This window comes from Petroclostridium sp. X23 (genome assembly GCF_030013905.1).
GTDB lineage: Bacteria > Bacillota > Clostridia > SK-Y3 > SK-Y3 > X23.
Map to the genome: position 1 here is coordinate 584436 of NZ_CP124862.1, position 25041 is coordinate 609476.

At 38.1% G+C, this 25041-nt stretch carries 28 protein-coding genes, 3 pseudogenes and 1 riboswitch; of the genes and pseudogenes, 2 read left to right on the forward strand and 29 right to left on the reverse strand.

The window, feature by feature from the left end; genetic code table 11:
* Positions 1-2: 2 nt before the first annotated feature.
* The 9 genes and pseudogenes from QKW49_RS02825 to QKW49_RS02865 all read right to left on the reverse strand — a co-directional run bounded on the left by QKW49_RS02825 (position 3) and on the right by QKW49_RS02865 (position 6104).
* On the reverse strand, positions 3-302 hold the full coding sequence (locus QKW49_RS02825; RefSeq protein WP_282866078.1) for a hypothetical protein: 300 nt from the start codon (positions 300-302) through the stop codon (positions 3-5).
* Positions 303-477: 175 nt separating this feature from the next.
* Positions 478-621, reverse strand: a pseudogene (locus QKW49_RS02830) (DUF3852 family protein); the annotation flags it as partial.
* 70 nt (positions 622-691) lie between these two features.
* The gene (locus QKW49_RS02835) at positions 692-1474 is read right to left on the reverse strand and encodes a transposase (RefSeq protein ID WP_282866079.1); all 783 of its coding nucleotides are present in this window, start codon (positions 1472-1474) and stop codon (positions 692-694) included.
* Between the two features lie 165 nt (positions 1475-1639).
* Positions 1640-2452 (reverse strand): ABC transporter permease, encoded by an 813-nt coding sequence (locus QKW49_RS02840; protein WP_282866080.1) that lies wholly within the window; start codon positions 2450-2452, stop codon positions 1640-1642.
* An 18-nt stretch (positions 2453-2470) separates the two neighbouring features.
* Complete coding sequence (locus QKW49_RS02845; protein ID WP_282866081.1) at positions 2471-3244, reverse strand: ABC transporter permease; 774 nt, start codon at positions 3242-3244, stop codon at positions 2471-2473.
* On the reverse strand, positions 3237-4160 hold the full coding sequence (locus QKW49_RS02850) for an ABC transporter ATP-binding protein (RefSeq protein WP_282866082.1): 924 nt from the start codon (positions 4158-4160) through the stop codon (positions 3237-3239). Before QKW49_RS02850 ends, QKW49_RS02845 begins: the two co-directional genes overlap by 8 nt.
* 128 nt (positions 4161-4288) lie before the next feature.
* A complete protein-coding gene (locus QKW49_RS02855; protein WP_282866083.1) occupies positions 4289-5230 on the reverse strand; it encodes a HAMP domain-containing sensor histidine kinase in 942 nt (313 codons plus the stop codon).
* 3 nt (positions 5231-5233) lie between these two features.
* The gene (locus QKW49_RS02860; RefSeq protein ID WP_282866084.1) at positions 5234-5932 is read right to left on the reverse strand and encodes a response regulator transcription factor; all 699 of its coding nucleotides are present in this window, start codon (positions 5930-5932) and stop codon (positions 5234-5236) included.
* Positions 5922-6104: a helix-turn-helix domain-containing protein gene (locus tag QKW49_RS02865; RefSeq protein WP_282868046.1), complete on the reverse strand. Its 183-nt coding sequence runs from the start codon at positions 6102-6104 to the stop codon at positions 5922-5924. Before QKW49_RS02865 ends, QKW49_RS02860 begins: the two co-directional genes overlap by 11 nt.
* Before the next feature lie 985 nt (positions 6105-7089).
* Between QKW49_RS02865 and QKW49_RS02870 the strand changes: the two are divergent.
* A pseudogene (locus QKW49_RS02870) lies at positions 7090-8249 on the forward strand (epoxide hydrolase family protein).
* 380 nt (positions 8250-8629) lie between these two features.
* Here the strand turns inward: QKW49_RS02870 and QKW49_RS02875 are convergent.
* From QKW49_RS02875 to QKW49_RS02910, 8 genes and pseudogenes are all read right to left on the reverse strand, one after another.
* Positions 8630-9040, reverse strand: coding sequence for a molybdenum cofactor biosynthesis protein MoaE (locus tag QKW49_RS02875; RefSeq protein ID WP_282866085.1), 411 nt, complete (start codon positions 9038-9040; stop codon positions 8630-8632).
* A 297-nt stretch (positions 9041-9337) separates the two neighbouring features.
* A complete protein-coding gene (locus QKW49_RS02880) occupies positions 9338-9850 on the reverse strand; it encodes a hypothetical protein (RefSeq protein WP_282866086.1) in 513 nt (170 codons plus the stop codon).
* 275 nt (positions 9851-10125) lie between these two features.
* Positions 10126-10578 carry a hypothetical protein gene (locus QKW49_RS02885; RefSeq protein ID WP_282866087.1) on the reverse strand — a complete coding sequence of 151 codons (453 nt, stop codon included), beginning with the start codon at positions 10576-10578 and terminating at the stop codon, positions 10126-10128.
* A gap of 25 nt (positions 10579-10603) precedes the next feature.
* Positions 10604-10969 (reverse strand): annotated as a pseudogene (locus QKW49_RS02890) (DUF5131 family protein); the annotation flags it as partial.
* 50 nt (positions 10970-11019) lie between these two features.
* Positions 11020-11487 (reverse strand): hypothetical protein, encoded by a 468-nt coding sequence (locus tag QKW49_RS02895; RefSeq protein ID WP_282866088.1) that lies wholly within the window; start codon positions 11485-11487, stop codon positions 11020-11022.
* Between the two features lie 120 nt (positions 11488-11607).
* Positions 11608-12552 (reverse strand): HipA domain-containing protein, encoded by a 945-nt coding sequence (locus QKW49_RS02900; protein WP_282866089.1) that lies wholly within the window; start codon positions 12550-12552, stop codon positions 11608-11610.
* Positions 12545-13003 (reverse strand): helix-turn-helix transcriptional regulator, encoded by a 459-nt coding sequence (locus QKW49_RS02905; protein ID WP_282866090.1) that lies wholly within the window; start codon positions 13001-13003, stop codon positions 12545-12547. Before QKW49_RS02905 ends, QKW49_RS02900 begins: the two co-directional genes overlap by 8 nt.
* A gap of 530 nt (positions 13004-13533) precedes the next feature.
* A complete protein-coding gene (locus tag QKW49_RS02910) occupies positions 13534-14316 on the reverse strand; it encodes a transposase (protein WP_282866091.1) in 783 nt (260 codons plus the stop codon).
* A 54-nt stretch (positions 14317-14370) separates the two neighbouring features.
* Here QKW49_RS02910 and QKW49_RS25950 point away from each other — a divergent pair, with 54 nt between their 5' ends.
* The gene (locus tag QKW49_RS25950; protein ID WP_349239066.1) at positions 14371-14691 is read left to right on the forward strand and encodes a DUF6618 family protein; all 321 of its coding nucleotides are present in this window, start codon (positions 14371-14373) and stop codon (positions 14689-14691) included.
* A gap of 280 nt (positions 14692-14971) precedes the next feature.
* Here QKW49_RS25950 and QKW49_RS02920 read toward each other — a convergent pair whose 3' ends face one another.
* From QKW49_RS02920 to QKW49_RS02975, 12 genes are all read right to left on the reverse strand, one after another.
* Complete coding sequence (locus tag QKW49_RS02920) at positions 14972-15394, reverse strand: hypothetical protein (protein ID WP_282866094.1); 423 nt, start codon at positions 15392-15394, stop codon at positions 14972-14974.
* Between the two features lie 286 nt (positions 15395-15680).
* On the reverse strand, positions 15681-16217 hold the full coding sequence (locus QKW49_RS02925; RefSeq protein WP_282866095.1) for a DUF1062 domain-containing protein: 537 nt from the start codon (positions 16215-16217) through the stop codon (positions 15681-15683).
* Positions 16214-16783, reverse strand: coding sequence for a DUF6144 family protein (locus QKW49_RS02930; protein ID WP_282866096.1), 570 nt, complete (start codon positions 16781-16783; stop codon positions 16214-16216). Before QKW49_RS02930 ends, QKW49_RS02925 begins: the two co-directional genes overlap by 4 nt.
* Before the next feature lie 114 nt (positions 16784-16897).
* Positions 16898-17731, reverse strand: a complete 834-nt coding sequence (locus QKW49_RS02935) for an AraC family transcriptional regulator (protein WP_282866097.1) — start codon at positions 17729-17731, stop codon at positions 16898-16900.
* Between the two features lie 506 nt (positions 17732-18237).
* Complete coding sequence (locus QKW49_RS02940) at positions 18238-18570, reverse strand: hypothetical protein (RefSeq protein WP_282866098.1); 333 nt, start codon at positions 18568-18570, stop codon at positions 18238-18240.
* Between the two features lie 42 nt (positions 18571-18612).
* Entirely contained in the window at positions 18613-19536 is a 924-nt protein-coding gene (locus tag QKW49_RS02945) for a recombinase family protein (protein ID WP_282866099.1), read from the reverse strand.
* 73 nt (positions 19537-19609) lie between these two features.
* Entirely contained in the window at positions 19610-19951 is a 342-nt protein-coding gene (locus QKW49_RS02950) for a hypothetical protein (protein WP_282866100.1), read from the reverse strand.
* Positions 19952-20058: 107 nt separating this feature from the next.
* On the reverse strand, positions 20059-20709 hold the full coding sequence (locus QKW49_RS02955) for a hypothetical protein (RefSeq protein WP_282866101.1): 651 nt from the start codon (positions 20707-20709) through the stop codon (positions 20059-20061).
* Positions 20710-20984: 275 nt separating this feature from the next.
* Positions 20985-22724 carry a recombinase family protein gene (locus QKW49_RS02960; RefSeq protein WP_282868047.1) on the reverse strand — a complete coding sequence of 580 codons (1740 nt, stop codon included), beginning with the start codon at positions 22722-22724 and terminating at the stop codon, positions 20985-20987.
* A gap of 75 nt (positions 22725-22799) precedes the next feature.
* Positions 22800-22946, reverse strand: coding sequence for an SHOCT domain-containing protein (locus QKW49_RS02965; protein WP_282866102.1), 147 nt, complete (start codon positions 22944-22946; stop codon positions 22800-22802).
* 537 nt (positions 22947-23483) lie between these two features.
* Positions 23484-23906 (reverse strand): sigma factor-like helix-turn-helix DNA-binding protein, encoded by a 423-nt coding sequence (locus tag QKW49_RS02970; protein WP_282866103.1) that lies wholly within the window; start codon positions 23904-23906, stop codon positions 23484-23486.
* A gap of 514 nt (positions 23907-24420) precedes the next feature.
* Positions 24421-24753 carry a helix-turn-helix transcriptional regulator gene (locus tag QKW49_RS02975; protein WP_282866104.1) on the reverse strand — a complete coding sequence of 111 codons (333 nt, stop codon included), beginning with the start codon at positions 24751-24753 and terminating at the stop codon, positions 24421-24423.
* 95 nt (positions 24754-24848) lie between these two features.
* Positions 24849-24937: riboswitch (cyclic di-GMP riboswitch) on the reverse strand.
* Between the last annotated feature and the right edge of the window lie 104 nt (positions 24938-25041).

The following is a 25041-nucleotide window of genomic DNA, read 5'->3' on the forward strand; positions in this document are numbered from 1 at the left end:
AATTATCTACGACCAACAGTAAAATACAAAATCACACCAAATACAATTAGTAAGAAAAATACGCCCAAAGAAATCAATATTTGTTTTTTGCCGTTGTCATCGTCAACCTTCAATTTTGCAATACTCGTAACAAAGAAATACACCAAAAATTGCAGTGTGAATAGAATCAGCGGAAGGGACATTTCTTGGTTCTTAATGTAGTTATAGCCACCCCATATAACGAGGGACAATACCATAAAAAGCCAACTCCATTTAATCCCTTTCTGGTTTATCTTTAATTCCATTTCATCCATTTTTTTCATAAACTCGCCTCCATAATGTCAAAAGTTTTTTACATTTAAAAGCATACTATCTTAACGAAAAAATGTCAATAGTTTTTTACATTTTTAAAAGCTGTTCGTTATTAAAGGTAATTGCTTTAATATACAATTGCTATCTGTTGACTGTCTGTTTCACTTTTCTTATTGTTATCATTTAATCAAAATAAGCGATCCCAAGCTTGGCAAAGAAAAACACTGCCAAAATCAAGTCTATTGCAGGAAATACAACTTTATTGACCACAGTCTTGATCTGGCTTGACGCATCCGTCCATGTACTTTGAATTGCGCCTGCCACATCGCCTTGGAGAATGCTTAGGGAGAATGCTTAGGGACGTGCCTATTTTTGCACGTAGGAACGCTTAGGGACGTGCCTATTTTTGCACGTTACAGCGTGTAATTATTCCCCTTGAAATACCCGTTAGCCGCTCCAACTGTCCTATTGTAAACTTTTCTTTTTCTCTCAAATATCGCAATATTTCATCTCGCTCTTTTCGAGGCTTGTTTCCAATTTCTTTAGGATCTAACCCGTCTAAACACTTAATAACCTTTCTACGTAATTGTTCATCAGTTAATTTTTTACTGTCGGTTATATGGAAGTTCTCACTTCCAATTTCTTTTTGTAGCTCGATAAACTCTCGTCTAGCTTCTTCAGCGTCAGCAGATAACATTTCCAGTATTAAATAGGTATCTGTAATCTTTTCTCCTGAATCTAATGACATATAATCATTATAACTGCTCCAAGCATATTTGCTTATTTCTTTGACAATTCCGGCCCTTATCGGATTTTGATGAATATATCGCGTCAATGCAAAAAAATACCGCTCATCTTCTATAGGTTCACTTTTATATCTGTTACCGATAAGACTTCCGCTTCTCTGGTATTTGAAATTGTACCAGCCTACATATTTCGTCAGCAATTTGTGCATAACTTTCACAATATCGCCCGTACAGTTTTCTCTAATAAACAGATGCACATGGTTATACATTAAGCAATATGCATATACTTCGACACATCTTTCTTTTTTTATTCCGAATAATATCTCAAGCATTTTGTGAAAATCAGCGTCTTCTTCAAATATATTCTGTCTATTTAAGCCCCTAAAAATAATATGATACAATCCTGTTTGGCTCAATACCCTTGGTGACCTGCTCATACTTACCACCTCCAAACAGGATTGTATCATTTGAATTGTTACTAGTTAATAATTATGTGCAAAATCAGGCACGTCCCCATATACCATACCGTCCCCATATACCATACTACGACAACAATAGACAGCTTCTTCACTGCAATCACCAGCCTCTCACCGTCTCAAAAATTATCTGCTTTTTTGTCCTTTACGAAAAAACATATCCGACTTTTTATGCTTTTTATCTTTTAAAGCCACCTGCGGCGGATTTGTCAGCATCACAATCATGAGCGTGAGCAAAAGCATTACTGCCAATGACAGAACGGATAGCGTAAGATTCGCCGGTTCGGAAGTGTTCATAAATCTTCCTGTATCAAATCTTATAACAGTCAATCCCGTCAATATCGGATATAAACTGCGCAGGGTGACATTCTTGATAAACATGGCACTATATCCAATGATAAAGGATGCAATCACTCCACCCATGAAAATTCCCGGCATCTTACTTGTGAATGCAACAATAGGCAAAATCGCAATATATGTGCAAGCAGCAATTCCTACCATCTGCAAAAGGCTTTTGAGTAGAATGGCAACACTCAATCCCGGTACGCCCGATAGAAGCCCAATAACCAGAGTAACCGCAAAGCTGTAAAATCCAAACAACACACTTAAAAGCCCCATAGCAAGCAACTTCCCGAACAGAAGACACTGAAATGTCACTGGTACTGGCAAGATGCTTTTCAAAGTATTATCTGTATATTCTCTATTGATCAAATAGCCACCAATCAACGTAAAAATCACAGGCATGAAAATAGTAACACTGTTCCAGATGGAACTGTTAAACAGCGCCGCAAAATTAAAATTTTGTACTTTAGCCTCCTCAATGACAACTGCCTGTGTAAATACAGATAAGATTGCAGGAAGAGCCATACCAATCAAGCCAATTAACAAAATATGAAAACGCTTTAATTTCAAAAATTCAGTTTTTATGATGTGCAGCACAGAAAATTCCCCCTTTCTTTAATTTTCTCTACGTTGATAGATACGGATCATTAAGAATGTGCAAATCACTGCTTCTATCAGCAGTACGCAAAAACATACTGATGTAGGTGCAAAATATTGGCTGAAACGATTGTAAAATTCCGCCTGGATTTTACCTACCGGAATGTGGAACTGGTACAGCCATCGAAAAATCATAGGGATCGGCATGAGTGTCCCAACATTGAAGCCCAAAGGCTGCATCAAAACAGCATCGCTGAAATGCATGATATAATTCAAGAGTGTGTAAAAGAACACAATAATTACCGAAAGGATATAGCTTTTGTTAAACCAAACTACCAGTACGATACAAGGAAGCGCTGCCGCCCATAGCAATACCCCCGTCGCCGCTGTTAAGGCAAATTGCAAGACAAAATTTGTAAGCTGTATATTTTGAGCAACAGCAATCACTGTACCAACTGCAAACCCCACAATCTGAAATATAACCGAAAAGAGCAGCAGAACCAGCAGCTTTACAAGAACCAGCCTCTTTTTCGATATAGGAATGCATAGCAGGTTCTTGAGGGTGTCATTGTCCTGCTCCGCAAAAAACAGCCTGGAGGCCAGTACGATCAGCAGCGGCATCAGCAGTAAGAAACCGCTCTCTTCTCGCACTCCTGTCTGTATGTCCGCAAAATCGGCATCAGCCAGCAATGCAGCATTGAAGACAGGAAAAACAAAAGCTGCCAGTATTGCAATTGAAAAAAGTTTTATACGCTTGAATTTCCAAAGCTCACATTTGATTAGCCTAAGCAATTCCTTCACCACCTGTCACTTTTTTAAAATAGTCCTCCAAAGTATCTTCGCACAAGTGGATTTCATTAACCTCCAGTCCCCCTTGCATAAAGGTGCGGTTGATTGCAGCTTTCGGAAGAGCAGTATCATACAGCAGAATATTATGGTCGTCGGTCACCTTGAAATTTTTCGTTTTAAATGCCGATTCCAAAATACGGGAAGCTTGCGTGGTATCAGAAACTTCAAAGTGAACATATCTGTTGTTTTTTGATTCCAGTTCAGCAAGGCTTTCTTCTTCCAGCAGGACACCGTGGTCGATGATACCAATATCATCAGCCAGCAAAGAAATCTCTGAAAGGATATGACTGGAAATCAAAATGGTTTTTCCGCACTCATCACACAAATTACGAATGAAGGTGCGAACCTCCGCAATTCCGATAGGGTCCAGCCCGTTGATCGGTTCGTCAAGAATAAGCAGTTCCGGATCATGCATGACCGCAAGCGCAATTGCCAACCTCTGCTTCATGCCAAGGGAGTATTGCGAGAACAATTTTTTATCCTTGTAAGGAAGGCCCACTAAGTTCAGCGCATCCTTAATAGCGTTTTGCCGTGGAACACCTCGCAGTTCCACAAAAATACGCAGGTTTTCTGTGCCGGTCAAATTGGGGTAAAATCCCGGCGCTTCAATTAAGCTTCCAATTCGGGGCAAGATTTTCTTTTCATTTCCCTGAATGTTTTTCCCGAAAATTCTAACCTCTCCTGAAGTAGGCTGCGTCAGGTTCAGCAGCATTTTCATAGTAGTGGTTTTTCCGGCCCCATTTCGTCCAAGCAGACCATAGATACGGCCTTTTTTCACATGGATATTTAGGTCGGCAACACTCTTTTGCGCCCCGTATTGCTTTGTCAAGTTTTTAGTTTCAATGATATAATCATTCATTTATCAACATCCTCCTATTTTTCTTAAAATCAGTTTATCATCTCAACCTTGCATCAACCTTGCACGAACCTTGAATCAACCTTGAATCATTGCTGATAAAAAGAATCCCCGCCATAGCAGGGATTCTTTTAGAGTAACGGGAATGATATGTTAAACTCTGTTCGTTCATAAGGAATGCTTTCTACTGTAATGGAACCGCCCATCTTTTCCACAAGTTGCTTCACGATTGACAGTCCTAAACCGCTTCCTTTTTCAGAGCGAGCCTTGTCACATTTGTAAAGCCGCTCAAAAATATGTGGCAAATCTTGTTTGGATATTCCTATGCCATCATCCGCAACAGTAATCTTTGCACACATATTCAAAAGACAAACCCTGATTTCAATATGAGTTGCTTGACTATGGGATATTACATTTTGAATCAAATTGTTCAGGATGCGAAAATAGGCATCCGTGTCTAAGTTAACTTCAATCCGATTTTCAGGAATATTTATATCAAAATCAATAGAAGCGTTTTCAAAAATGGGTATCCAGTTTTTCAGGATATTTCGAGTTAATTCCGCAAGTTCAGCTTTCAGAATCACAAAGGTTTCTTCATCGGAATTGAGCTTGAACCACTCAAACAGCATATCCACATAGTCTTTCATATCATATGCCCGTCTGCGGGCGGTCTCGATATATTCCTCCCGTTCTGCTCCAACTACAATGCCTTTTTGTGTTGCATCCAGGTAACCGATCAGGGTTGTCAGGGGGGTGCGCACATCATGAGAAAGGCTTGTCATCAATTGCTTATTTGCTTCCTCGGTTTTCTTTAACTCTATGATTTGACCCCGAAAGTCATGGACGATCCCATTGATTTTATAGCAGATTGCAGTGGTCATATCATAGGGATTTGCCAATATTTTTCGATTGATGTTACCTTGCATAATATCATCCAGAATATCGGATATGTCATTTAATTGCAGTTTGATGTTCCGCATTTTCCGGAATATTATCAGCGAGAAAACCACGCCGGCAACAGCAATCATAAGTAAAAAAACAAGTAATCCAGAATTGATATAAATATCTCCCATAGATCACACCTCACGGCTAAAACGGTAACCGACACCTTTGACAGTCTGAATATAAGTCTGACTGTTCGGATCAGGCTCTATACTTTTCCGAAGCTTGCTGATGTACCCCATAATATTGTTATCATCGTAGGCATATTGCTCCTGCCATACTTCTTCATATATCTGCTGTTTTGTCAGAATTTTCCCCTTGTTTTTAGCAAGATAGCAGAGAATGTCAAATTCTTTTGCATGCAGTTCTATTTGTTTATTTCCGATAGCAACAATCCGAGTGTCCAAATCAATAATAAGCCCTTGAAAGGAAAGACGATTGGTTTCTTCCATGGAGCCAGTATTTAAGGTTGTATATCTGCGAATTAGAGACAAAACACGAGCCGTAAACTCTTCTACAACAAATGGCTTTGTCAGATAATCGTCTGCCCCTGACCGCAGGCCATTTACTTTATCAGTGCTTGCTGTTTTTGCAGTAAGCATTAACACTGGGACGGCACTAATGCTTCTGATTTTTTCAAGAATTTGAAATCCGTCCATTTCAGGGAGCATAACATCTAAGACAATCAGGTGATAATTGCCTTGCAATGCTAACTTTAAACCATCTGTTCCGGTATGCGCAAGTTCAGCAGTGATATCCTCTTTCTCTACGCACTTTTTCAGTAATTTACATAGCTCTTTATCATCGTCTATGATTAAAACTCTATTTGGCATGTTTTTTCCTCCTATATCTCTTGTCCTCCGGCTTGACGGCATCTTTAGGAATAAGCCATGTATTCCCCATTTTTATCGCTCCGTCAATTCTGCCGGAAGTACAATGATAAAGCACCATTCTATCAGTAATGCCCCATTTAGTAGCAGCTTCTTTTGTTGTTATATAATCCATGCTCATTCTCTCTAATGTTTTATTATATTTCTTTTGTCCGAAATATACAAGGTTACGAAGCAAAACAAAAATATAGCAATTTAAAAGTGAGATTAGGCGGTACTCGCTGTAAACATCACGGGTTTTTGCGTAATTGATGATGCGGGTTTTAAGAACTGTAATTTCACCCATACGCTTTTCAGCAGTCTTAATTTGAGCAGATAACTGATTGAAAGTATCAGTAGCAGCCTGTTCCTTTTTCTCTAAATCTTCCAAGATAATTTTATTTGAATAGTTTGTGTATATATATTCTAAAGCCAAATCAACAGATGATTGTTCACATTGGCGATTCAAATGCTCAAGCAGGCCCAGTATTTGTATGAGATATTTTTTTATTCTACATACCCAAAGTGCATCACTTTGAGCAAACACTTCTGTTCCAAGCACAAAAAACCACTCAAATAATTGTGGATATGCTTTAACAGTTACAAGGGATATCCCGGTGTGCGTGCTATCTCTGCTAAAAAGTGAAAGACCGGTTTGTATTCTCAATTTAGTTGAAACGTTGTCCTGTTTTTCGGATAATCGTGTACTGTTTAAAAAATCCGTATGAAAGCTAAAGGATTGTGCTGAAACATTTTTCTTTTCAAATATTTTTATCATATCGTCTTTAGATAAGCATAGAACACCTGGAGCAGATATTTTCATTGGGCGCTCATTCAATATCCCTATGATACTTCCCTCGCTAACAAAAATAATTGTAAAACGCTCCTCATAAGAAAGAGCATTAAAGTCCTCAGCAGTAACAAATTCAATGTTTACAGTTCTGTTTTTATGGCGATCAAATTGTGGCATCGCTGCCTCCTCTCTGTGCAGATAGTATAGTTAAAAATTTCATTTATATCATTGTATCATATTTTTAAAATGGTACACTTTTAATATAGTTTTGCATCAAATTATGGCAAATAGACATATGCCATAACTACTAAACGAAAGGAGAAACAATATGTCTGTTGAACGTTTTCATATCCAAGTATCAAATGAAATACTTGAAGATCTAAAATATAGACTGGAGCATGTCCGCTGGCCAGATCAATTAGAAAACACCGGTTGGGAACAAGGTACTGATATAGGCTATTTACAATCGCTCGTTTCGTATTGGCGGAACCATTTTGATTGGCGCGCACAAGAATCCGAATTGAACCGCTTTTCTCAGTTTCACTGTAATATCGATAGGATAGATGTACACTTCGTTCACGAGCGAGGTAATGGACCGTGTCCTTTACCAATTATCCTTACCCACGGATGGCCTGACAGTTACACACGATACCAGAAGATTATTCCTCTTCTCACTGATCCGGCTCGTCACGGCGGTGACCCAGAGGACTCTTTCGATGTAATCGTCCCTTCACTACCTGGATTTGGTTTCTCCAGTCGTCCTGAGCATGGCGGCATGAACAATTTTCGTGTTTCCGAGCTATGGGCCAAACTAATGACTGAAGAACTCGGCTATGGAAAATTCGCTGCTGCAGGTGGTGATATTGGATCTGGTGTTACAAGATATTTGGCATTAAACCATCCAGAACTTCTATTCGGAATTCACCTGACCGACATCGGTATAATCAAAAATCTCGTAAATTCACAAGGTCCGGCAGATCTTTCTAAGAAGAACTGCCATACAAAAGAAGTGCTCAGGAATGGATTTCCCGAGAGGGAGCCTATATGTCAATTCAATCGACAAAACCCCAGACTCTTGCGTACGGACTTTCCGACTCACCAGTAGGTTTAGCTGGTTGGATTATTGAAAAATTCCGTGCATGGAGCGATTGTAATGGCGACATTCGGCAAAGATTTAGCGAGAATGAACTACTCACGAATATAATGATCTATTGGGTTACAAATACTATAGGGTCATCAACACGTATGTATTATGAGAACACGCATTCTTTACCATTGATGGGTCACATAGGGGTACCGACAGGCATTGCACTTTTCCCGGCTGATATATTATTACCACCCAAAGAATGGGCTGTGCGCAACCTGAATATAACTCGCTGGACTTCAATGCCTCGGGGAGGACATTTTACTGCCATGGAAGAACCCGAACTTCTAGCAGATGATATCGGCGCATTCTACAGACCATTTAGATCCAAAAATAAACAGTAATAATGAATTTTCTTTTAATCCAATTGCTGACACAACATAATATTGGTAAAAAAATCACCCGAATCATTCCCAGACTAATAGGATCAAAGCCTAGCAACACAGATGTTGTTCGGCATGAAGAGCGGCTCAGGCAAGAGAAGATGTGTGCGCCGTCCACGAAAACATATCCATGTTCATTTCAATAGTAAAAGCATTACTTATACGCTGCTGTGATACCCTTGCAACAGGTATCACGGCTTTTACTAAAAAATACATATTGCTATTGGCTTACATAAGATTTAGCATACTCCCCGCACTCATGCTTGGTTCAAGTCGTGCCTACGTCCTTGCAACGCATGATTTCGACGATGCGGTCCTTCTGCCCGACACTTTGAAGTTAATTACTGCTTTTGTTCTATTTCAGTAACACATTCACTTTTGATCTTCTCAACAAGGAATTGCAAGGCATCAACAACATGCGGTCTGATGTCGCCTCCTATAAGTATATACATTATATCATCACCGACCTCGAGCCAGCCTTCATTGAGCCAAACCCTGATATAAAAGATGCCCTCCATCTTATAGGTTTCAGCAACGGCTGCATCCACCTTTGCGGCATCATAAGCAAATTCCATTCCCTTCACCAATGAACCGTCATCAAGCTCTTGACGGACCTTGGCTTTGGGTGTTTGGCGCACAACGCCGTTATGAACCAAAAACATACCTACCTTTAAAGCGGCTGGATCAGCCTTCGCTTCTTTGAGCCATTCATCCATGGATGGTGATACTTTTTTCATTTCTCCATTAATCATACACGGATACACTCCTTTTTTTCAATTAATTAAATCTCGTTCATTTTTGCGAAATTGTGCACACCCCACAGACTGTCCGAAAACCGGATTTGAATCATAACAAAAAATAAATTTGAAAAGAATTGCCAGGTAATAAGCCGTAACATATAAAAATAAAGGGTATAGCCCCTATATTTCAGCTAATATCCCCTTAACTCCTACTGTATTTATTGCTCTTTTCAGGTTGTATCCCAAATCGGATTTTCCCAACGCTGGATAGGTGTAGTGGCTTAATTTTCTTCAGAAATAAGGACTAACTTATTCGTATCGATTTCCTTGAGTATCATAAAAAGTCACTTCTATAGAATAGTCGTTGCTTGGAGCCTTATAGTAAAGGATTTTATTTTCTCTGGCATCAAGTTTTATTGGCTCAAGTTTTTTACCCTGTACTGTATATGTTACCTGTGCATAGTCTAAATCTGCTTGATTATACCAAAACAAATCATAGCCTGTTCCATTTATAACAGTATGTCCAGTAATTATTTCATCGTTGTCTCTCAAAAATCTTGTTTGCAATTTATATTTATTATTATCTTCCGGCTCAAATATTGCCAACCCATACTTGTTATTCGCATCAATTATTCCACTTATAATATGTTCATCTATTTTAATCTCCGCAGCAATGTGGATTCCATTATCTGATTGGCTTAACCGCAATTCTCTGCTTTCAAGTGTCGAACCATCAGGCTTACACTGTTGAAAAAAGAAGCTGATAAATACAACACTCAAAATTATAATAGCTGCTACTAAAATATACTTTTTTCTTTTCATTCTTGTCTCTCCACTCGTCTAATATAAATACCGAAGTTTACATGGCTCTATAAATTTAGAAATTGTTGAACTCCCTTTATAATAAATCCTGTAACTCCAATGCCCTTTTGTATAATGAGTCAAATTCACAACCGCAGCTACCGCATTCTTTATCCGCTTGTTTTATTGACGAAATAAGAACCGCCTTATCACCAATTCCGTCTAACCATGCTTGTGCCGGAATAGAAATTATAAAAAATGTTCAAATCATCAACCATCGTTCATTCACATTATGCTTATTTTGCATGGATAAGATTTATAACTCCATCAGAATTAGATGCTGTGAAAACGGCATTATCATTAAATTCTATTTTTTGTGAAAAACTTAAACTATATCCCAAGTTTGCGCTGTATCCAAGTACGCTGGCCACTACTTTTTTATCTTTTACAAACAACAAATGCACCATTCCTTCATTGATATTGTTTTCTTTAATATAAGCACTTTTAAACCCAACAATTTCTTCGATGCTTTCTTTACTGGCATAGGGTTCAAAAGTATAAACTATATCCCAATCAAAAGGAACAGCTTCATTCAGTTTAATAGTGTCCCCTTCAAAAGATTTAAACGAGTTTTCTAATTTCTGATTATTCATGAATATAACTGGATCGCCTATAACTAAATACCCCGCGATAGCTATGAAAGCTATACAAGATAGTATAATTGTTATTAACTTTGCTTTCTTTTTCATTTTCTCTGCTCCTGCTTTCTATCCGCTAACAGTCAATCCCTGCTTTTTTCGCTTGACTGCAAAGCTGTCTTACAATAAGCGTATAATTTTTACCATCCTTTATAAAATGTGTACCGCATTACCTAAATTCAAAATGAGTATTCGTATTTATGCACTGTTGTCTGAGAGATAAAACCCAATCGTAGTTTAATGGTCGTGTATGATAATCTGATTCACCGCCAACCACTACAAGCTCTACACCATCAAGATGTTTTTCGATATTAACCTGATCTATAAGAGGTTGGCAAATAACGTTTTTATGTTTAACAGGCGGCATGTTGAAAATTGATAACCTAAAGTCAGCCATTTCCTCATTTTCTATGGTACAGCCCACCGTTACATTTTCATATCCCTCTCACTATACTTATGGCAGCCTCGCCAAGGATTCCACATAGCCATAATCTAGAACCTTGACTTTTCATAGTTGTATGGAATACTGGTTCCAACAACCACATCTTTAATTTTTTCAATGATTAGCCAATCGTCCATATTGCCTTGATGGTCAAAAGCAAGGGGTGGGTCGATAGCTTTTATATCGCAAAACTCAACAAGACACAGACACTTTTTATGCCAGCGTTTCTTTTGTTTATCCGTTAAGTTGAGTTTTAATTGATTATCCGCAAGAATTTTTATAATTTCACTATCAGTGAGCTTAACATAGTTTTGAACAGACTTTACTGTTGCAAGAGCGGAAATTTTAGCAGTTCCCTTTTCCATAAAATACAGAGTCTCTCCTACAAATACTCTGCTGTGAGGAATTTTCCGGCCTGTAGCACCTCGCACAACCATCGTCTTTGTTCCACTCATAATTTTATCCAGCACACATTCTCCGCTTTTTCCAATATTATCACAATAAACTAAATGTATCATTTAAGCTTTCTCCTTCACAGCATATACCCTGAATTTCAGTTTTACCATACAAATGAAAAGATGCCATATTTCTTTTATTAGTTGATAAACCATTTGAAGCCGTCAATATACTTTTTTGAGTCACATAGAAAACTGCTGTCCCTGGTTTTTCAGCCTCTCTTGTTTCGGTTCCTGTCTTTCCAACTTCATGAGTTGTTCCATACTGTAATCAAGAATCTTTGCCTTTCGCTCTGAAATCATCACCGTGTAAAATTCCTTTTGTATTGGAAGCAGTGACGGTGTTTCATCAATGAGCGCCTGTATCTTTTCCATATCGATCCTCGCAGAAACTCTTTTAAGCGCTGCCGTGCAGTCCGGATTTTTCAGAGAAGAGATAAACTCAAAGTAGGGTATTTTCTTTCCGTTTTCCTCAATAGATGAAGAGGGAAAGACATAGATACGCTTGTCGAGCTCATCTTCACTATTCAGGACAGCTTCCATATCGTTGACGGCAAGCTGCGGGTAGAGGCAGGAGCCGCAATCATAAACCGGAGCAATTTCAGCCGTCTTAGACTGCTCATCCACAAGAATACCCCAATTGCCATTGTGCCTGTCAAAATTGCCGAGCAGTGCATCGGCAATAAACATATCCCAAAAGAAATCCCGAAGCTGATCCTGTGGCAGAAGGGACTGCTCGTCAATTGCCTGCTGGATGGAGGAAAGCTCCTTTCCATATCCATTCTGTTCGCTGCTGATACAGGTATTCTTCAGATGGGCAAACTCCATGAGCTTTTTGCCACCCTCGGTAAAATCGCCGCAGGCTACGACCACTTTTTCTTTTCCGCGCGAATCAGTATAGGTTCCCAGCAGGGTTTCCTGTGTCTTAAATCCGAGGGCGGCAAAGATATGGCAGGTGAGATATTCACTGATACAGCCGTTGGTGTAGCTCATTGCTTTATTACGGCTGGGAACCGGAGGGAATTTCAGCATGTAGCTGCTGCCCTCATACAAAATATTGATTTTATTTCCGTTTGCCCCGCCGTAGGCTCTGAATTTATTTACTTCACATAAGGTAAAATCAATCATAAATACCATCCTCCTTTCCGCCTAAACCAAGATATTTTTCACGCAGGTAGCCTGCCTGTTCCTCCGTAATTAATCCCGACCAAAAGTCGGCATTAATGGCTCCATATAACTCATTCCATAAACAGTCAAGATGCAGCACCTGCTCCTTTTCGCCTTGCAAGTATTCTTTGATTGCTTTTTGGATACTCCCGGACAATTCGGTTTCCAAGTACATTTTTCTATTCGGTTTCCCATCTGCCGTGCTTTTTTTCGGCTCTGTTTCCAGTGCCAGCAGTTCCTCCATGGATAGACCGAGTGCTTTAGATAGCTTGGAAAGCGTCCCTGCGCCGCATCGGTCCAGACGGGTTTTTCCGGAATAAATATCCGCGAGGGTTGCCCATGGAATCCCACTGATTTTTGATAAACGATAGCGGGACATCTGCATGTCCTGCATAAGCTGTTGTATTGTCATTTTCATCACCTATGTTCATTATATCGGCGTTCCGATATAATGTCAAGGTATGCCAAGGCAGCCGACGCTCAATCATCGCATATAATATCCTGCCTGATAACAACGCCCCAATGAAACAGTCTGCTTAAAATTAAAGCCCGACATTATCAATACCACGGAACTACTGCTTATCACATTCTCATTTCCGGCTTTGTTGGCGCTTGGCTGCAATCATAGTAAAAGGATTCTTCATTACGTCGGATGTAGCCGTGTTCCGTCAGCACCATCCCAGCGTTTTGTACTTGCTGGTGACCGTAAAATTCATAATCGAATGATTCCGCTGTTAAGGAATGCTTAGGGACGTGCCTATTTAAGGAATGCTTAGGGACGTGCCTATTTTTGCACGTTATAGCGTGTAATTATTCCCCTTGAAATACCCGTTAGCCGCTCCAACTGTCCTATTGTAAACTTTTCTTTTTCTCTCAAATATCGCAATATTTCATCTCGCTCTTTTCGAGGCTTGTTTCTAAAGAGAATGCTTAGGGACGTGCCTATTTTTGCACGTTATAGCGTGTAATTATTCCCCTTGAAATACCCGTTAGCCGCTCCAACTGTCCTATTGTAAACTTTTCTTTTTCTCTCAAATATCGCAATATTTCATCTCGCTCTTTTCGAGGCTTGTTTCTAATTTCTTTAGGATCTAACCCGTCTAAACACTTAATAATCTTTCTACGCAATTGTTCATCAGTTAATTTTTTACTGTCGGTTATATGGAAGTTCTCACTTCCAATTTCTTTTTGTAGCTCGATAAACTCTCGTCTAGCTTCTTCCGCGTCTGTAGATAACATTTTCAGTATTAAATAGGTATCTGTAATCTTTTGTCCTGAATCTAATGACATATAATCATTATAACTGCTCCAAGCATATTTGCTTATTTCTTTGACAATTCCGGCCCTTATCGGATTTTGATGAATATATCGCGTCAATGCAAAAAAATACCGCTCATCTTCTATAGGTTCACTTTTATATCTGTTACCGATAAGACTTCCGCTTCTCTGGTATTTGAAATTGTACCAGCCTACATATTTCGTCAGCAATTTGTGCATAACTTTCACAATATCGCCCGTACAGTTTTCTCTAATAAACAGATGCACATGGTTATACATTAAGCAATATGCATATACTTCGACACATCTTTCTTTTTTTATTCCGAATAATATCTCAAGCATTTTGTGAAAATCAGCGTCTTCTTCAAATATATTCTGTCTATTTAAGCCCCTAAAAATAATATGATACAATCCTGTTTGGCTCAATACCCTTGGTGACCTGCTCATACTTACCACCTCCAAACAGGATTGTATCATTTGAATTGTTACTAGTTAATAATTATGTGCAAAATCAGGCACGTCCCCATATACCAAGAAAGTAACCATAGAAACGAAAAATGGGTTGGTAAAATTACAAATTTTAATTGCCATGGTACACATTATGAAATCAGAATTGAGAGCAGGTCATCAATATTAGTATTGTTTGGTAAAACAAAGCTGGGAGCTTTTGCTTGCATGCCGGATTTCAATGCCGGATGTCATTTAGCAAATCCAAAGGATATATTCTGGAATACAGAAAAGTTAGTCCGAGTTTTAGGGAAAATTGACGGTATCACTGTTGCTTGTGCATTAAATGCTTTAGCTGATAAAATTCATTATTAGGCTCTTGCCTGCCGGGAGGATAGGGCTCTGCAGAGATGCAACCTGAGCGCCTGATAGGATTCTATAAAAAGCATGAAAAAGGTGGTCATATATATGGCTGCCTTTTTCGTGCTTTTGGAGAATAAATGCGTAAAATCCCAGGGTTTGGGACAGAGTCCCAAGTATTCAGTAGAAATACTACGCTATTTTGATAATTGCTTTTAAATCTTCTTTATTAATTTGAGAATATCTTGCCTTTTGGGTAATTTTAATCTATTTTAAACTGAGAAATTTTTCTGGTTTAATTTGAGAATCGACAGCCCGGTTTGCGGTTAATATGCATTGTGGCTTTTGTACTTTTTACAAAATCGCTGTAATACTTGTTAAACTGAGTAGACTTGTAGGGGATTTCTCCGGCCTCTCTACATTGGTCACAATATTCCACCCACAGTAAAGTAAGTGTAACACCGCTTTTTGCCATTTCACGATGGACATATTCGTAATCAGGCATTTTGTACATAGGTTTATTGGTCTCTGTTGGGAACAAGTGCTTAGAAAGTTCCTTGTTTGACATGTCCGCTGCCAACTGCCAGCTTATACTGCAATCCTTTGCTTTCTGCAACACACTAACCACCGTAGTCCTTGAGCATCTACAGCTGGATGCAATTTGCGTGTTGTTGATTCCGAGGCTGCTTAGCCGCAGAATCTCTTTGTAATCGGTCATCTTATGACCCTCCCCAAATGTATTTACATCATTTATTGATGTATAAATCCATTTTACAGGGTGGTCATAAATTTTCACCGTTTTGCTGTTCAATTTATCCGGAATGCGTGTTCAATTTAAAGCGGTCACACTGTTCAATTAATGCGGTCAAAGTGTCAAATCAGAGGCGGCATATTCAAAAGATTCCGAATTCATGTTTAGCCATCAAACCACCTCTATACTCATCAATTCACTGATAAATTGGATTTTGTAATGTTCCTATTATTCTTCTTATAATACTTACACATCAATATTGGAATATTACCTCATTATCGGAAGGTTGCTCTACGGATAACACACCGTTTTCCAAAACCCTTTTCGCTTCGGATCGAGATATTTTCAGGCATTCAGCAATTAGCTTGTCATAGCGTATTCGCAAATGATAGGGGTTACGAAACCTTATAGCATCTCCCTCCGTATCTTCGCCGGTATCCCTCAAAACATAAGCCGGCTCTTCCAAAATCTCAGCATCGTTTTTCTGAAATAAAACCCTGTCCAAACCATATTGATATACAATTTCTTGGTCGTTTCGCAGCAATGCCTCATACTCTGCCTTATTCAAACGGTTCTTGTTGATGTGCGAGCGAATCGGCAGATTGTATGTATGTTTACATTTAGTACATTGATAAATCAGCCATACATCAATCTGTTTTCCATTGGCGTTCACCCTAACCTTGTTGGTGCTGCGGCAAACAGTTTTGCTGCCGCAACCGGAACAGTTACGCAAAATTTTATATGTTTCGGTAGGGATAATCTCATATTCCGCTGCTTCAAAACAGTTCATATTGCATCCCCTTTACAAAAAGCGGAGATGCAATCATGCGGTATTATTGTCATCAGACAAACATCATCGCCCATTTTTACGCTTTTTAATAATTCTACATCGACCTCGCAACCAAAGGCTTTTTCAAAGAGAACCTTGCTATACCCTGTCGTACACTGGCACCATGTGTTCGTTTCAAATCTGTCCACATCTGCAAGCATAGGGCAGGGGCAAAATTGAAATTGCAGATAAATTACGCCGTCCTGATAAAACAGACCCGCCACTTTTGCTTTCTCGGAGCTTGCAAATTCCTCCATGCAAGATGAAGATGCTATCAGATTCTCTATCAGCGCTAGCTTTTCGTCCATCCCATAACCGCACTGGCAGGCCATCCTGATTTGCTTTGTGGTTTCCGGATCAAATTTATTTTCTAACCGGCGCATGGTAGACTTCGTCCAGGAAGCATTATCCTGGCTCTTGGCAGACCCATCATCTCCATACACAATCGCTTTTGCTGTTTCATCATCGCTTTCGCGCTTAACTGCTTCGTAAATAACCTGTTCCTGAATTGTTCTTATGTCGAACATATTGACACCTCCATGACAGCATTAAAAAAGACCTATTGCAAAAATGATAACGATCCCGCTGGATCAATCTCATTTTAGCAATAAGCCTTAGCGCCAAACTTCTGAATTCTTGCCCTATTTAACCGGTATGCACAAATCCATTACTACACAACTCGTTGCTCTATCAATCTTTCGATAGATATTTAGTCCGTATTTTTCATCCATCTCGTAACCGCTTTTAGGAAACCAAACAGCGAAGATTCCTTGAAGCGCGCGAAATATATCTTTTATTTCTCCCTCAAATCGGTAAGTCGCAAATTTCCCGCCTTTTATCGTTGCGATATTCTCTAATTTACAAGTATTGTCTGCTGTTATGCACAGATCGCATATGCAACTATTCAGAGAAGTAATCGTAGGGTCGTCATAGAACCTTTCAATCATTAAGGTATCATCCTGAATATGATCCTTGTAGGTATCCAAAAATTGAAACCATTTTTCCTTCAGTCCGCCGTAATTTCCAAAGACTCTCTCATAAATGACCTGAACATCGTGCAACAATACGATTTTCATTCTGGCATCGTAGTCGTCGAAGGTTTCAAAGTAATCAACAATTTCAGGGTAAAACGGATTCGCAATACTTGTTGCCCCGGTAGATTTACGAAATTCAGTTGGAGAAAGACTATGATGCTGCCTAAATGCAGAACTATAATTGGAGGAACTATATCCGTAATCTAATCCAATATCGGTGATTGCCTTATGCTGTTTCAGCTTAATGTCAATCGCACTTTGATCCATTTTCAGATGCTTGATAAACGCATATACACTTTCGCCCGTTACCGCCTTAAAAACCCTGCTGAAATAGAATTCTGAATAATGAAAGTGGTTTGCCACTTCTTTAATCGTAATGCCTTCGTCAAGGTGTTGTAGCATATAGTCAATACTCTGACTGATCAGTTCTCTTTTAATCATAATGCACCCACTATTATCCCCCCATTACAGCGCCTGCAATATGGTAATGGGGCATACCGTCGCTTTGTTATCGTAAAGTTATCAAAACAATCTCTGGTTCAAAACTGCCCGACAAATTCCTATTTGTCTACATGCTTTATAAAAGGACTCATTTTTTACCATTTTATTGTCCATCTATGAAAAATTCAAGCATGGACTCAAAATATTAAATGTCATCTATAAAATGCCCCAAAAAACAGGGGCAAAAAATGCATTTTTTCGGCCCGATTTTTGCCCGATTTTCGCTCCAAAACCACTACATATAGTGGTTGTCCAGTCTCATTTTCCCTTAGAACCACTATTCGTCATCATTATTACACACTCAACATGAAATTGTTAGGCTATTTTACACTTTTCAAAAATGCAGCAAAAATGCTGTGTTTATACTGGTTTGATATCCATCCTGTCCTCTCGCTAAATAATTCTCGATTAGGCTATTTGATTTTTACGTCTTTAAAATTTGCGATTTATATCCCTAATATTGTAAATACTTTTTCATTTTCGAATACTTCATTTACCCAAAATGTAGCTTCATTAAGGGCTGTTTTTGCTTCAGTAGCCAATTGCGATGTATAATAAAGTATATCTTTCCATTGGGATTGATTAACTTCTGTTACTCCATATAGATCATAATTAGGAATAACTGCTGCAAATGCTTTGTATATTTCTAACTCCATAAAAGTATCGTCGTGTATTAGTATTGAATCTGATGTCCAGAAGGTTTTATGATCCCATTTGCCTTTGTAAAATTCATGATAACATGTTCCCACACGATCACTTACATAACAAAAATATTTCATAAATGCACCTCGCTAAATATAAAAAACTCCCTTTTCTAAAATCTACTTCTTTGAGCTGTATTTTCTGCTTTTTCGCTGATTTCCTTCTTCGCCTTTTATAACATTGCTTCGGTGCTGTTTTTCAATCTGCACGGCTTGAAATGTTTCCTTAGAGATTATGGCCGGATTGTTGTCTTCAGCTAAATAACATGCGCTATGCTTTCCGTTATCCAACAACCGCACATTGCCCATATACTTTTCATTACTGAGTATTACGTCAATTGTTCTCTTAGGCCATGTAGCCTTTCCAGTAGGAGACTTGATCCCCAACCGTTCCAGTTCTTTCACAATACCTAAAACACTCTTACCCTGAATATAGAGGCTAAATATCATGCGAACATTTTTCGCCTCTTTCTCATCAATAGCCAGGTTACCATCTTCATCATTGTAATATCCATAGCATTTTCTATTATATAGCTTTGAAGTACCTTGTGCGGCACGTTGTTTGATACCCCATTTTATATTATCAGATCTAGATTCATTTTCAGCCTGTGCTATAGCTTCGATGATAGAAATCATGAGTTCACTATCTATATTTGCAGTATCCAAATCCTCTTGCTCAAATATAACTCTCACTCCTAATGTTTTTAGCTGATTTAAGGCTTCAAGTGTATCAACTGTATCCCTACCAAATCGGCTAATACTCTTTGTGAATATAATCTCAAGGTTATGTGAGTGACAATCTTCAATCATACGTGCAAACTCTTTCCGAGAAGAACCAGTTTTACTAGAGGCTATGTCCATATACACATCAACAAGAAGCCACTGCGGTGCGGCTGCAGTTAATCTGGTAAGTGCAGATACCTGTGCAGAAAGGCTTTTTAGTTGTTCAGAACTATTACTACTGACTCTACAGTATATACCTACTCTTCTTTCTCTCTTTGGAGGTTTGGGTGGTATGAAATGTATTGTTGGATTATATTGCATAAAACACCTCGTCTATATAAGTTTATTCTCTGTTGTTAAACTAGTATTATAAAGGAAAAATTCTACTCATAATCTATCCGCAAATTTTATCATCAAAGATATTTAGTTCTTGATCAAAAAAAGCTGTATAAACACAACAACAAGAATCTTCTTCATCTGTAATTCTTATATCACAAGCAATATAATCAAGGGGTGGTTCATAGCTATAAGATTTACTTATGGCAACTCTCTCATTATGAAAATTGTACGTTTGTAAAATCCTATTCAAATCAGCTCTCATGTCATCTATAAAAGCTTCCGGATTATCGTTATACCAATTTATTAGATAATTTATCAGCGCTTTATTTGTTTTTTCAAACAATTGACTATCTACAATAAAGTTCTGAAATGAAGAACTGCTAACTGGAATCTCCATGGCATTTCCCTCCATTAGTGCTATATAAAATAAATTATTGAATTTTTAGACATACGGCGTCTCATCAATATCACTTCTTAGCTAAATGAACAGTGTTTAATTATTACTTAGATTTTCCAGTACACGTTATTAGGTAGTCTACGTAAATAGCCTTCACTTTTTTCTATTATTTCTCCTGTTTGAACATCTCTAACTATTACATTTTCATGATATTGTGGATTTTCATACCATTCTGATAGATATAACTTATCTTCATCCCGAAATAATACTGTCTCTGTTTTTCCAATTGCAATTTTCTTTTTTTCTGGCCAAATAATTTCGTAAAAACCATCATTTCCGCTTCTTCCAAGGGTAAGTGGTGTTGTTTCAAGCATTAAATTATAACAATCTTCAACTTCTGATAAAGACAACTCAGTTATAACCTCTAATTTTTGTTTTTCTGGAATATATTTTGTAATTCTAATTAAATTTTGATGAAAATCAACAACTAAAAAATTTAATTCTCCGTTATTCCATATTGGTTTTTCAACATATATATTATCTTGGATTTGAAACGGTGAATGAAATTCCCCCTCAGGGTAATGGATTAAGTGATGAATAATTCCTTTAAAAAATCCATCTCTATTAAATATTTCATAGGCATCATATAAATCACAACATGGATCCGCTTCTTCCCTACAGTAATACCATTCGTTTGTTCCTTCAATTTCTTCTGGATAACTATTTGAAATACCTTTAATTTTAGTAATATTGATCATTTATTTATTCCCCTTTATAGGTTTAAAGCCTATTTAACATTACATCAATAATACAATATGTTAATTAGTCTATTTATATATTTTATCACATCTAAGCTATCTCCTCAACCCTATGAATTTATCTAATCTGTCAACTCAACCCTACGCCAATTTTAACAGTGGATATGTTCTTAATATATTAAAAAACAAGGATTTTCTAAGTTGAAAGATTTTGCTATAAAATCTTCCAATCTAGAAAACCCTTTATCTATAAGCTTTTTTAACCATTCCATTTATCAGTTCTTATTATCAACACAACACACTCCACGTGTGTCGGTCGAGGTAAAGGAAGGCAAATCTACCACATCATTTTGCCGTCTCTTTTTTTTAAACTGCTTATACATTTTGCTCTGCACGGCATTATAAAATCCGGTCTTATAAACGAAAGTAAGCTTGTATGGATTAGGTTTTCCATCCTCATCTACTTCTCCGATAATAACCTTCTCCACAATGCTTTCAAATACACATCGATCAAAAGTCGTTAAAATTTCATTTTTCTCAAGCACCTTGCGAAAATGTTCTATTCTCTTTGCCAGGTCAATTTCTTCTTGAGAAGACTGCTCCAATTGCTCCTTTTCACTCAGAAGGTCATCCAAAATCAGTTGAAACTCTTCGTACTTCTTTTCATAAGCAGCTTTATCTATTTTTTCCTCCAGGTGAAGGTCAATTAGCCGGTTTCTTTTCTGCTCAACGGCTTGAATTTCATTCTCCACTTTTACAAGCCGCTTTTGAAAATCATTACTCTTTAAAACAGCTTCCATTCTTTTTACTAATTCATCAAGCACATCAGAATTATTATCGCACAACAGCTTGTACGATTCAACAAAAGCATCTTCAAGAATCTTCTCTTCAATTGCTTTACTGGGTGGACAATATTTCTTGCCTTTCTTGGTAGCTGTTACACACTGCCAGATCACTTTTTCATGAACAGTACCGCTATGCCAGTTTCGGCGTGATAAATTGCTTCCGCAAAAGGCACATTCCAGTTTGCTGCTGAAAGCATATTTTCTGCTGTATTTTTCACGCTTTCCCTTTTCAACTCCACGCCGCTTAGCGCCTCTTCGGCTTAAAATCCCCTGAGCCTTTTCAAAGACTTCTTCACTGACAATAGGCTCATGATGATTTTTCACATAGAATTGATCCTCCTCACCATAGTTATCCAGTCTTCTCTTTGATATAGGATCAACAGTAAATGTCTTGCCCTGCAAAACATCACCCTTGTACTTTTCATTTTTAATAATTCCTAAAACGGTTGTATCATGCCATTGTGTATTACCATACCTGGTTTTATATCCAAGGCCGGTCAACTCTTTTGCAATAACATAGGCACCGGCACCATCAACATACCGGTCAAATATGTAGCGCACCACACCTGCTTCTGCTTCATTGATAGAAATACTCTTTTCAACAGGGTCATAATCGTACCCTAGGCAGCTTTGAAAGCCAACCAGTTCACCGCGCTTCATTTTCATTTTTAAGCCCTTTTTTACATTGGCAGAAATGTTCTCAACCTCCTGCTGTGCAACAGAGCTTAATATGACAAGCAGCAGTTCACCGTCCATTGTCATCGTATTAATATTTTCATCCTCAAAAAATACTGCAATATTTTTTTCCTTTAACATACGGACATATTTTAGAGTATCCAAGGTATTTCTTGCAAATCTTGATATAGATTTTGTAATAATCATATCGATTTTTCCGTCCATACAATCATTAATCATACGTTGAAAATTCTCACGCTTTGTCACCTGTGTGCCTGTTATGGCTTCATCTGCATAGATGTCTACCAAAACCCAATCCTTACGCTTTTCTACCAAGTCCGTATAATAAGCAACCTGTGATTTATAACTGCTTAATTGTTCCTCTGAATCCGTACTAACTCTGGCATAAGGAGCAACACGCAAGATATCCGTCAGCTTCCCTGCTGTACGTTCAGATACTTTCCTATTTGCTCTAATTACTTCAACTTCATGCATCATAAATCCCCCTTTCAGCTTTTATTATTACGGAATCAGTATAATAATCTATTGAATATCTGACAAATGTGTAAATTAAGATGTCAGGTCTGAAACTACGCCATAGTCCTGCATAAGCTTATTTTTAATTAATGTAAATTCCTTCTCAGTGATTAAAGCCAAAGTCAATAATTGCCTCAACATAGCAATTTGCATACTATATCGAATCAATTTATCTTTCATAAAACCCCTCCGTCCTCACAATCACTAATTTCTATATTTTTGCAGTATCAGGGGGCGCCTTTGTTTAAATAGTCATATATTACAGCGCACCCCTAACCTACATTTCTGTTTTGGTTTTATTTTCATTTGTGTTTATCCGGCAGATGGCGGCTGACCATCCTCATAGGAATTACACCTCTCCGTGGTTCTCACCGAGCCGCCCCCATTGCGTGTTCCCGCTTCGCGGGGCTGTGGCTGGACGGAAGTATCATTATCCCTCGTATGTGTCATCGCCTTAAACATAACCATTGTCTATTTATTGCACGGGTATTGATCGCTCGCACCTTACCTTTCCAATTTATAATAGCGTGAGATACATTGCTTATATTGTAATTGGCATCAAACAGGTGGTCTTGGCGTACCTGCAATCTGGCTTTCCCTTTCAGGACATACGGGGAACGTACCGGAAAACAACTATTTAATTGTCAAAGTTCAATCGAGGGGGTAGAAGTTGTCCCTCTAATAACCAGTTCATTTTTGAGGCAAAACCGCAGGGTGTTATAAAAAGTTTTTAAGAAACTTTTCAATATTTTTCAGTCCACGCTCAATGGATTCTCTGACTGCACTTTCCCGGACACCCTCTGCCTTTGCAATAGCCGCTTTACTCATACCTAAAAAGAAATATGCGTAAATACGCTTTGCTTGTTTTTCCGGCAAGCTGTTGATTGCAGCATAAAGCTCATTATTGGTAATTCTTCTTTCGTAAATTTCCTGGGGCGATAATGATATAAACACAATCTCATGTTCAATACCGTCGTTCCGGTCAAGAGAGTAGTACGCTTTATGCCTGTATGTACGCAGTCGATAGGCACTGTCATTCAGTTCAAAGCGTTTTAGGGATAGTGCAATTTCATCAGCTACCTCAATAAAAAAATCAGATTTATAAAACGGGTAATAATCCCGCAAATTGATCGTTTTCATTATTCTAACCTCCGTTTTGATTTTTTGGAAAACCAAAACAGAGGGTGGAGAACGGCATCCGACGCAATTCCGCTTTATACGACAAAAAAAGCTCACTTGGGTGCAATCCAAATGAGCTTTTACAAGACTTGCGTTTTTATATATCCTATTTTTAGGCTCTGGTAGTTCTACTTGTTGGTCATATTTGCCCCTTGCCCAAAATAAGCTTTTTTTAATAGTTTAACATTAGTTATAAAGTATAAAATAATGTTTGCTTTATCACGCTTGACCGCCATTCAATAGCGGTCGCTGAATTTTTAAGACATACTGAATAAGCATAAAAGTACCCTCCAAATTTGTGAGCATAGGGGGGGACCATCACTCAAGTACAGAAAGTCCCAACAAACTCACCTTTTTTATTTGACGGCGCAATCCGTTACATTAAAAAGCTATTGCTTACTTACAATTTCCCTTGTCATTTCTTATTTAGGCTGCAAAATCTATTTGTCTGACATGCCTCCATATAGGATGCTTTTTAATACTTTTTATTGTCTATCAAAGCTTTTATTGTTGCAGTTATAACATTGAGTTCACTTTCATCGCACATATATAGTAATTGGATGAGTAACCCAACTTTTGAATCAGCATGCAGTTTTTCAGGAAAAAAAATTCTATCTGCAGATATGCCTAATTTCCGAATAAGATTAAAAAGAACATTATAGCTTGGCTTTTTGTTTTCATTCTCAATAGACATGAGATAGCGAGGTGTAATATTAATTTTTTCTGCTAGCTGCTCTCGAGTGAGATTATTTTCTTTTCTAGCAGCTTTTATAATTTTACCCAGCTTGTCCAAATCTTTATTATGCATATTGTTTTGCCTCCAATATCACATCATCCATATGCTATCCCATACAAAAATAAAAACCTACCGCAAAAGAGGGCAGGTCTTAGACACATAGTAAATGCGGCAACCGGCTGTCATAGTGTAGCAAACACTTTAGACCCCTCTGGCTTTGCGTCCCTGTCTTTCGACAGGTTTGCCCTTACTACTATTAAATTGAGATCTTTAAAACAAAATTTCTTTTAATATTCTTCTCTCTGCTCTCCTATAAAGCATTTTAATGAAATTACGTACTTTAATCGTGCCTATCACATT

Coding starts and splice junctions, on each gene's coding strand:
- QKW49_RS02875 (WP_282866085.1), bottom strand. CDS start 9,040: ATGATTAATGGAGAAATGAAAAAAGTATCACCATCCATGGATGAATGG.
- QKW49_RS02970 (WP_282866103.1), bottom strand. CDS start 23,906: ATGAAAACGATCAATTTGCGGGATTATTACCCGTTTTATAAATCTGAT.
- QKW49_RS02860 (WP_282866084.1), bottom strand. CDS start 5,932: ATGCCAAATAGAGTTTTAATCATAGACGATGATAAAGAGCTATGTAAA.
- QKW49_RS25950 (WP_349239066.1), top strand. CDS start 14,371: ATGTGCAAAATCAGGCACGTCCCCATATACCAAGAAAGTAACCATAGA.
- QKW49_RS02880 (WP_282866086.1), bottom strand. CDS start 9,850: ATGAAAAGAAAAAAGTATATTTTAGTAGCAGCTATTATAATTTTGAGT.
- QKW49_RS02935 (WP_282866097.1), bottom strand. CDS start 17,731: ATGATTAAAAGAGAACTGATCAGTCAGAGTATTGACTATATGCTACAA.
- QKW49_RS02945 (WP_282866099.1), bottom strand. CDS start 19,536: ATGCAATATAATCCAACAATACATTTCATACCACCCAAACCTCCAAAG.
- QKW49_RS02910 (WP_282866091.1), bottom strand. CDS start 14,316: ATGAGCAGGTCACCAAGGGTATTGAGCCAAACAGGATTGTATCATATT.
- QKW49_RS02905 (WP_282866090.1), bottom strand. CDS start 13,003: ATGACAATACAACAGCTTATGCAGGACATGCAGATGTCCCGCTATCGT.
- QKW49_RS02925 (WP_282866095.1), bottom strand. CDS start 16,217: ATGAACTGTTTTGAAGCAGCGGAATATGAGATTATCCCTACCGAAACA.
- QKW49_RS02975 (WP_282866104.1), bottom strand. CDS start 24,753: ATGCATAATAAAGATTTGGACAAGCTGGGTAAAATTATAAAAGCTGCT.
- QKW49_RS02955 (WP_282866101.1), bottom strand. CDS start 20,709: ATGATCAATATTACTAAAATTAAAGGTATTTCAAATAGTTATCCAGAA.
- QKW49_RS02960 (WP_282868047.1), bottom strand. CDS start 22,724: ATGCATGAAGTTGAAGTAATTAGAGCAAATAGGAAAGTATCTGAACGT.
- QKW49_RS02950 (WP_282866100.1), bottom strand. CDS start 19,951: ATGGAGATTCCAGTTAGCAGTTCTTCATTTCAGAACTTTATTGTAGAT.
- QKW49_RS02865 (WP_282868046.1), bottom strand. CDS start 6,104: ATGGATTATATAACAACAAAAGAAGCTGCTACTAAATGGGGCATTACT.
- QKW49_RS02940 (WP_282866098.1), bottom strand. CDS start 18,570: ATGAAATATTTTTGTTATGTAAGTGATCGTGTGGGAACATGTTATCAT.
- QKW49_RS02835 (WP_282866079.1), bottom strand. CDS start 1,474: ATGAGCAGGTCACCAAGGGTATTGAGCCAAACAGGATTGTATCATATT.
- QKW49_RS02895 (WP_282866088.1), bottom strand. CDS start 11,487: ATGATACATTTAGTTTATTGTGATAATATTGGAAAAAGCGGAGAATGT.
- QKW49_RS02930 (WP_282866096.1), bottom strand. CDS start 16,783: ATGTTCGACATAAGAACAATTCAGGAACAGGTTATTTACGAAGCAGTT.
- QKW49_RS02900 (WP_282866089.1), bottom strand. CDS start 12,552: ATGATTGATTTTACCTTATGTGAAGTAAATAAATTCAGAGCCTACGGC.
- QKW49_RS02885 (WP_282866087.1), bottom strand. CDS start 10,578: ATGAAAAAGAAAGCAAAGTTAATAACAATTATACTATCTTGTATAGCT.
- QKW49_RS02920 (WP_282866094.1), bottom strand. CDS start 15,394: ATGACCGATTACAAAGAGATTCTGCGGCTAAGCAGCCTCGGAATCAAC.
- QKW49_RS02850 (WP_282866082.1), bottom strand. CDS start 4,160: ATGAATGATTATATCATTGAAACTAAAAACTTGACAAAGCAATACGGG.
- QKW49_RS02965 (WP_282866102.1), bottom strand. CDS start 22,946: ATGAAAGATAAATTGATTCGATATAGTATGCAAATTGCTATGTTGAGG.
- QKW49_RS02825 (WP_282866078.1), bottom strand. CDS start 302: ATGAAAAAAATGGATGAAATGGAATTAAAGATAAACCAGAAAGGGATT.
- QKW49_RS02855 (WP_282866083.1), bottom strand. CDS start 5,230: ATGGGAGATATTTATATCAATTCTGGATTACTTGTTTTTTTACTTATG.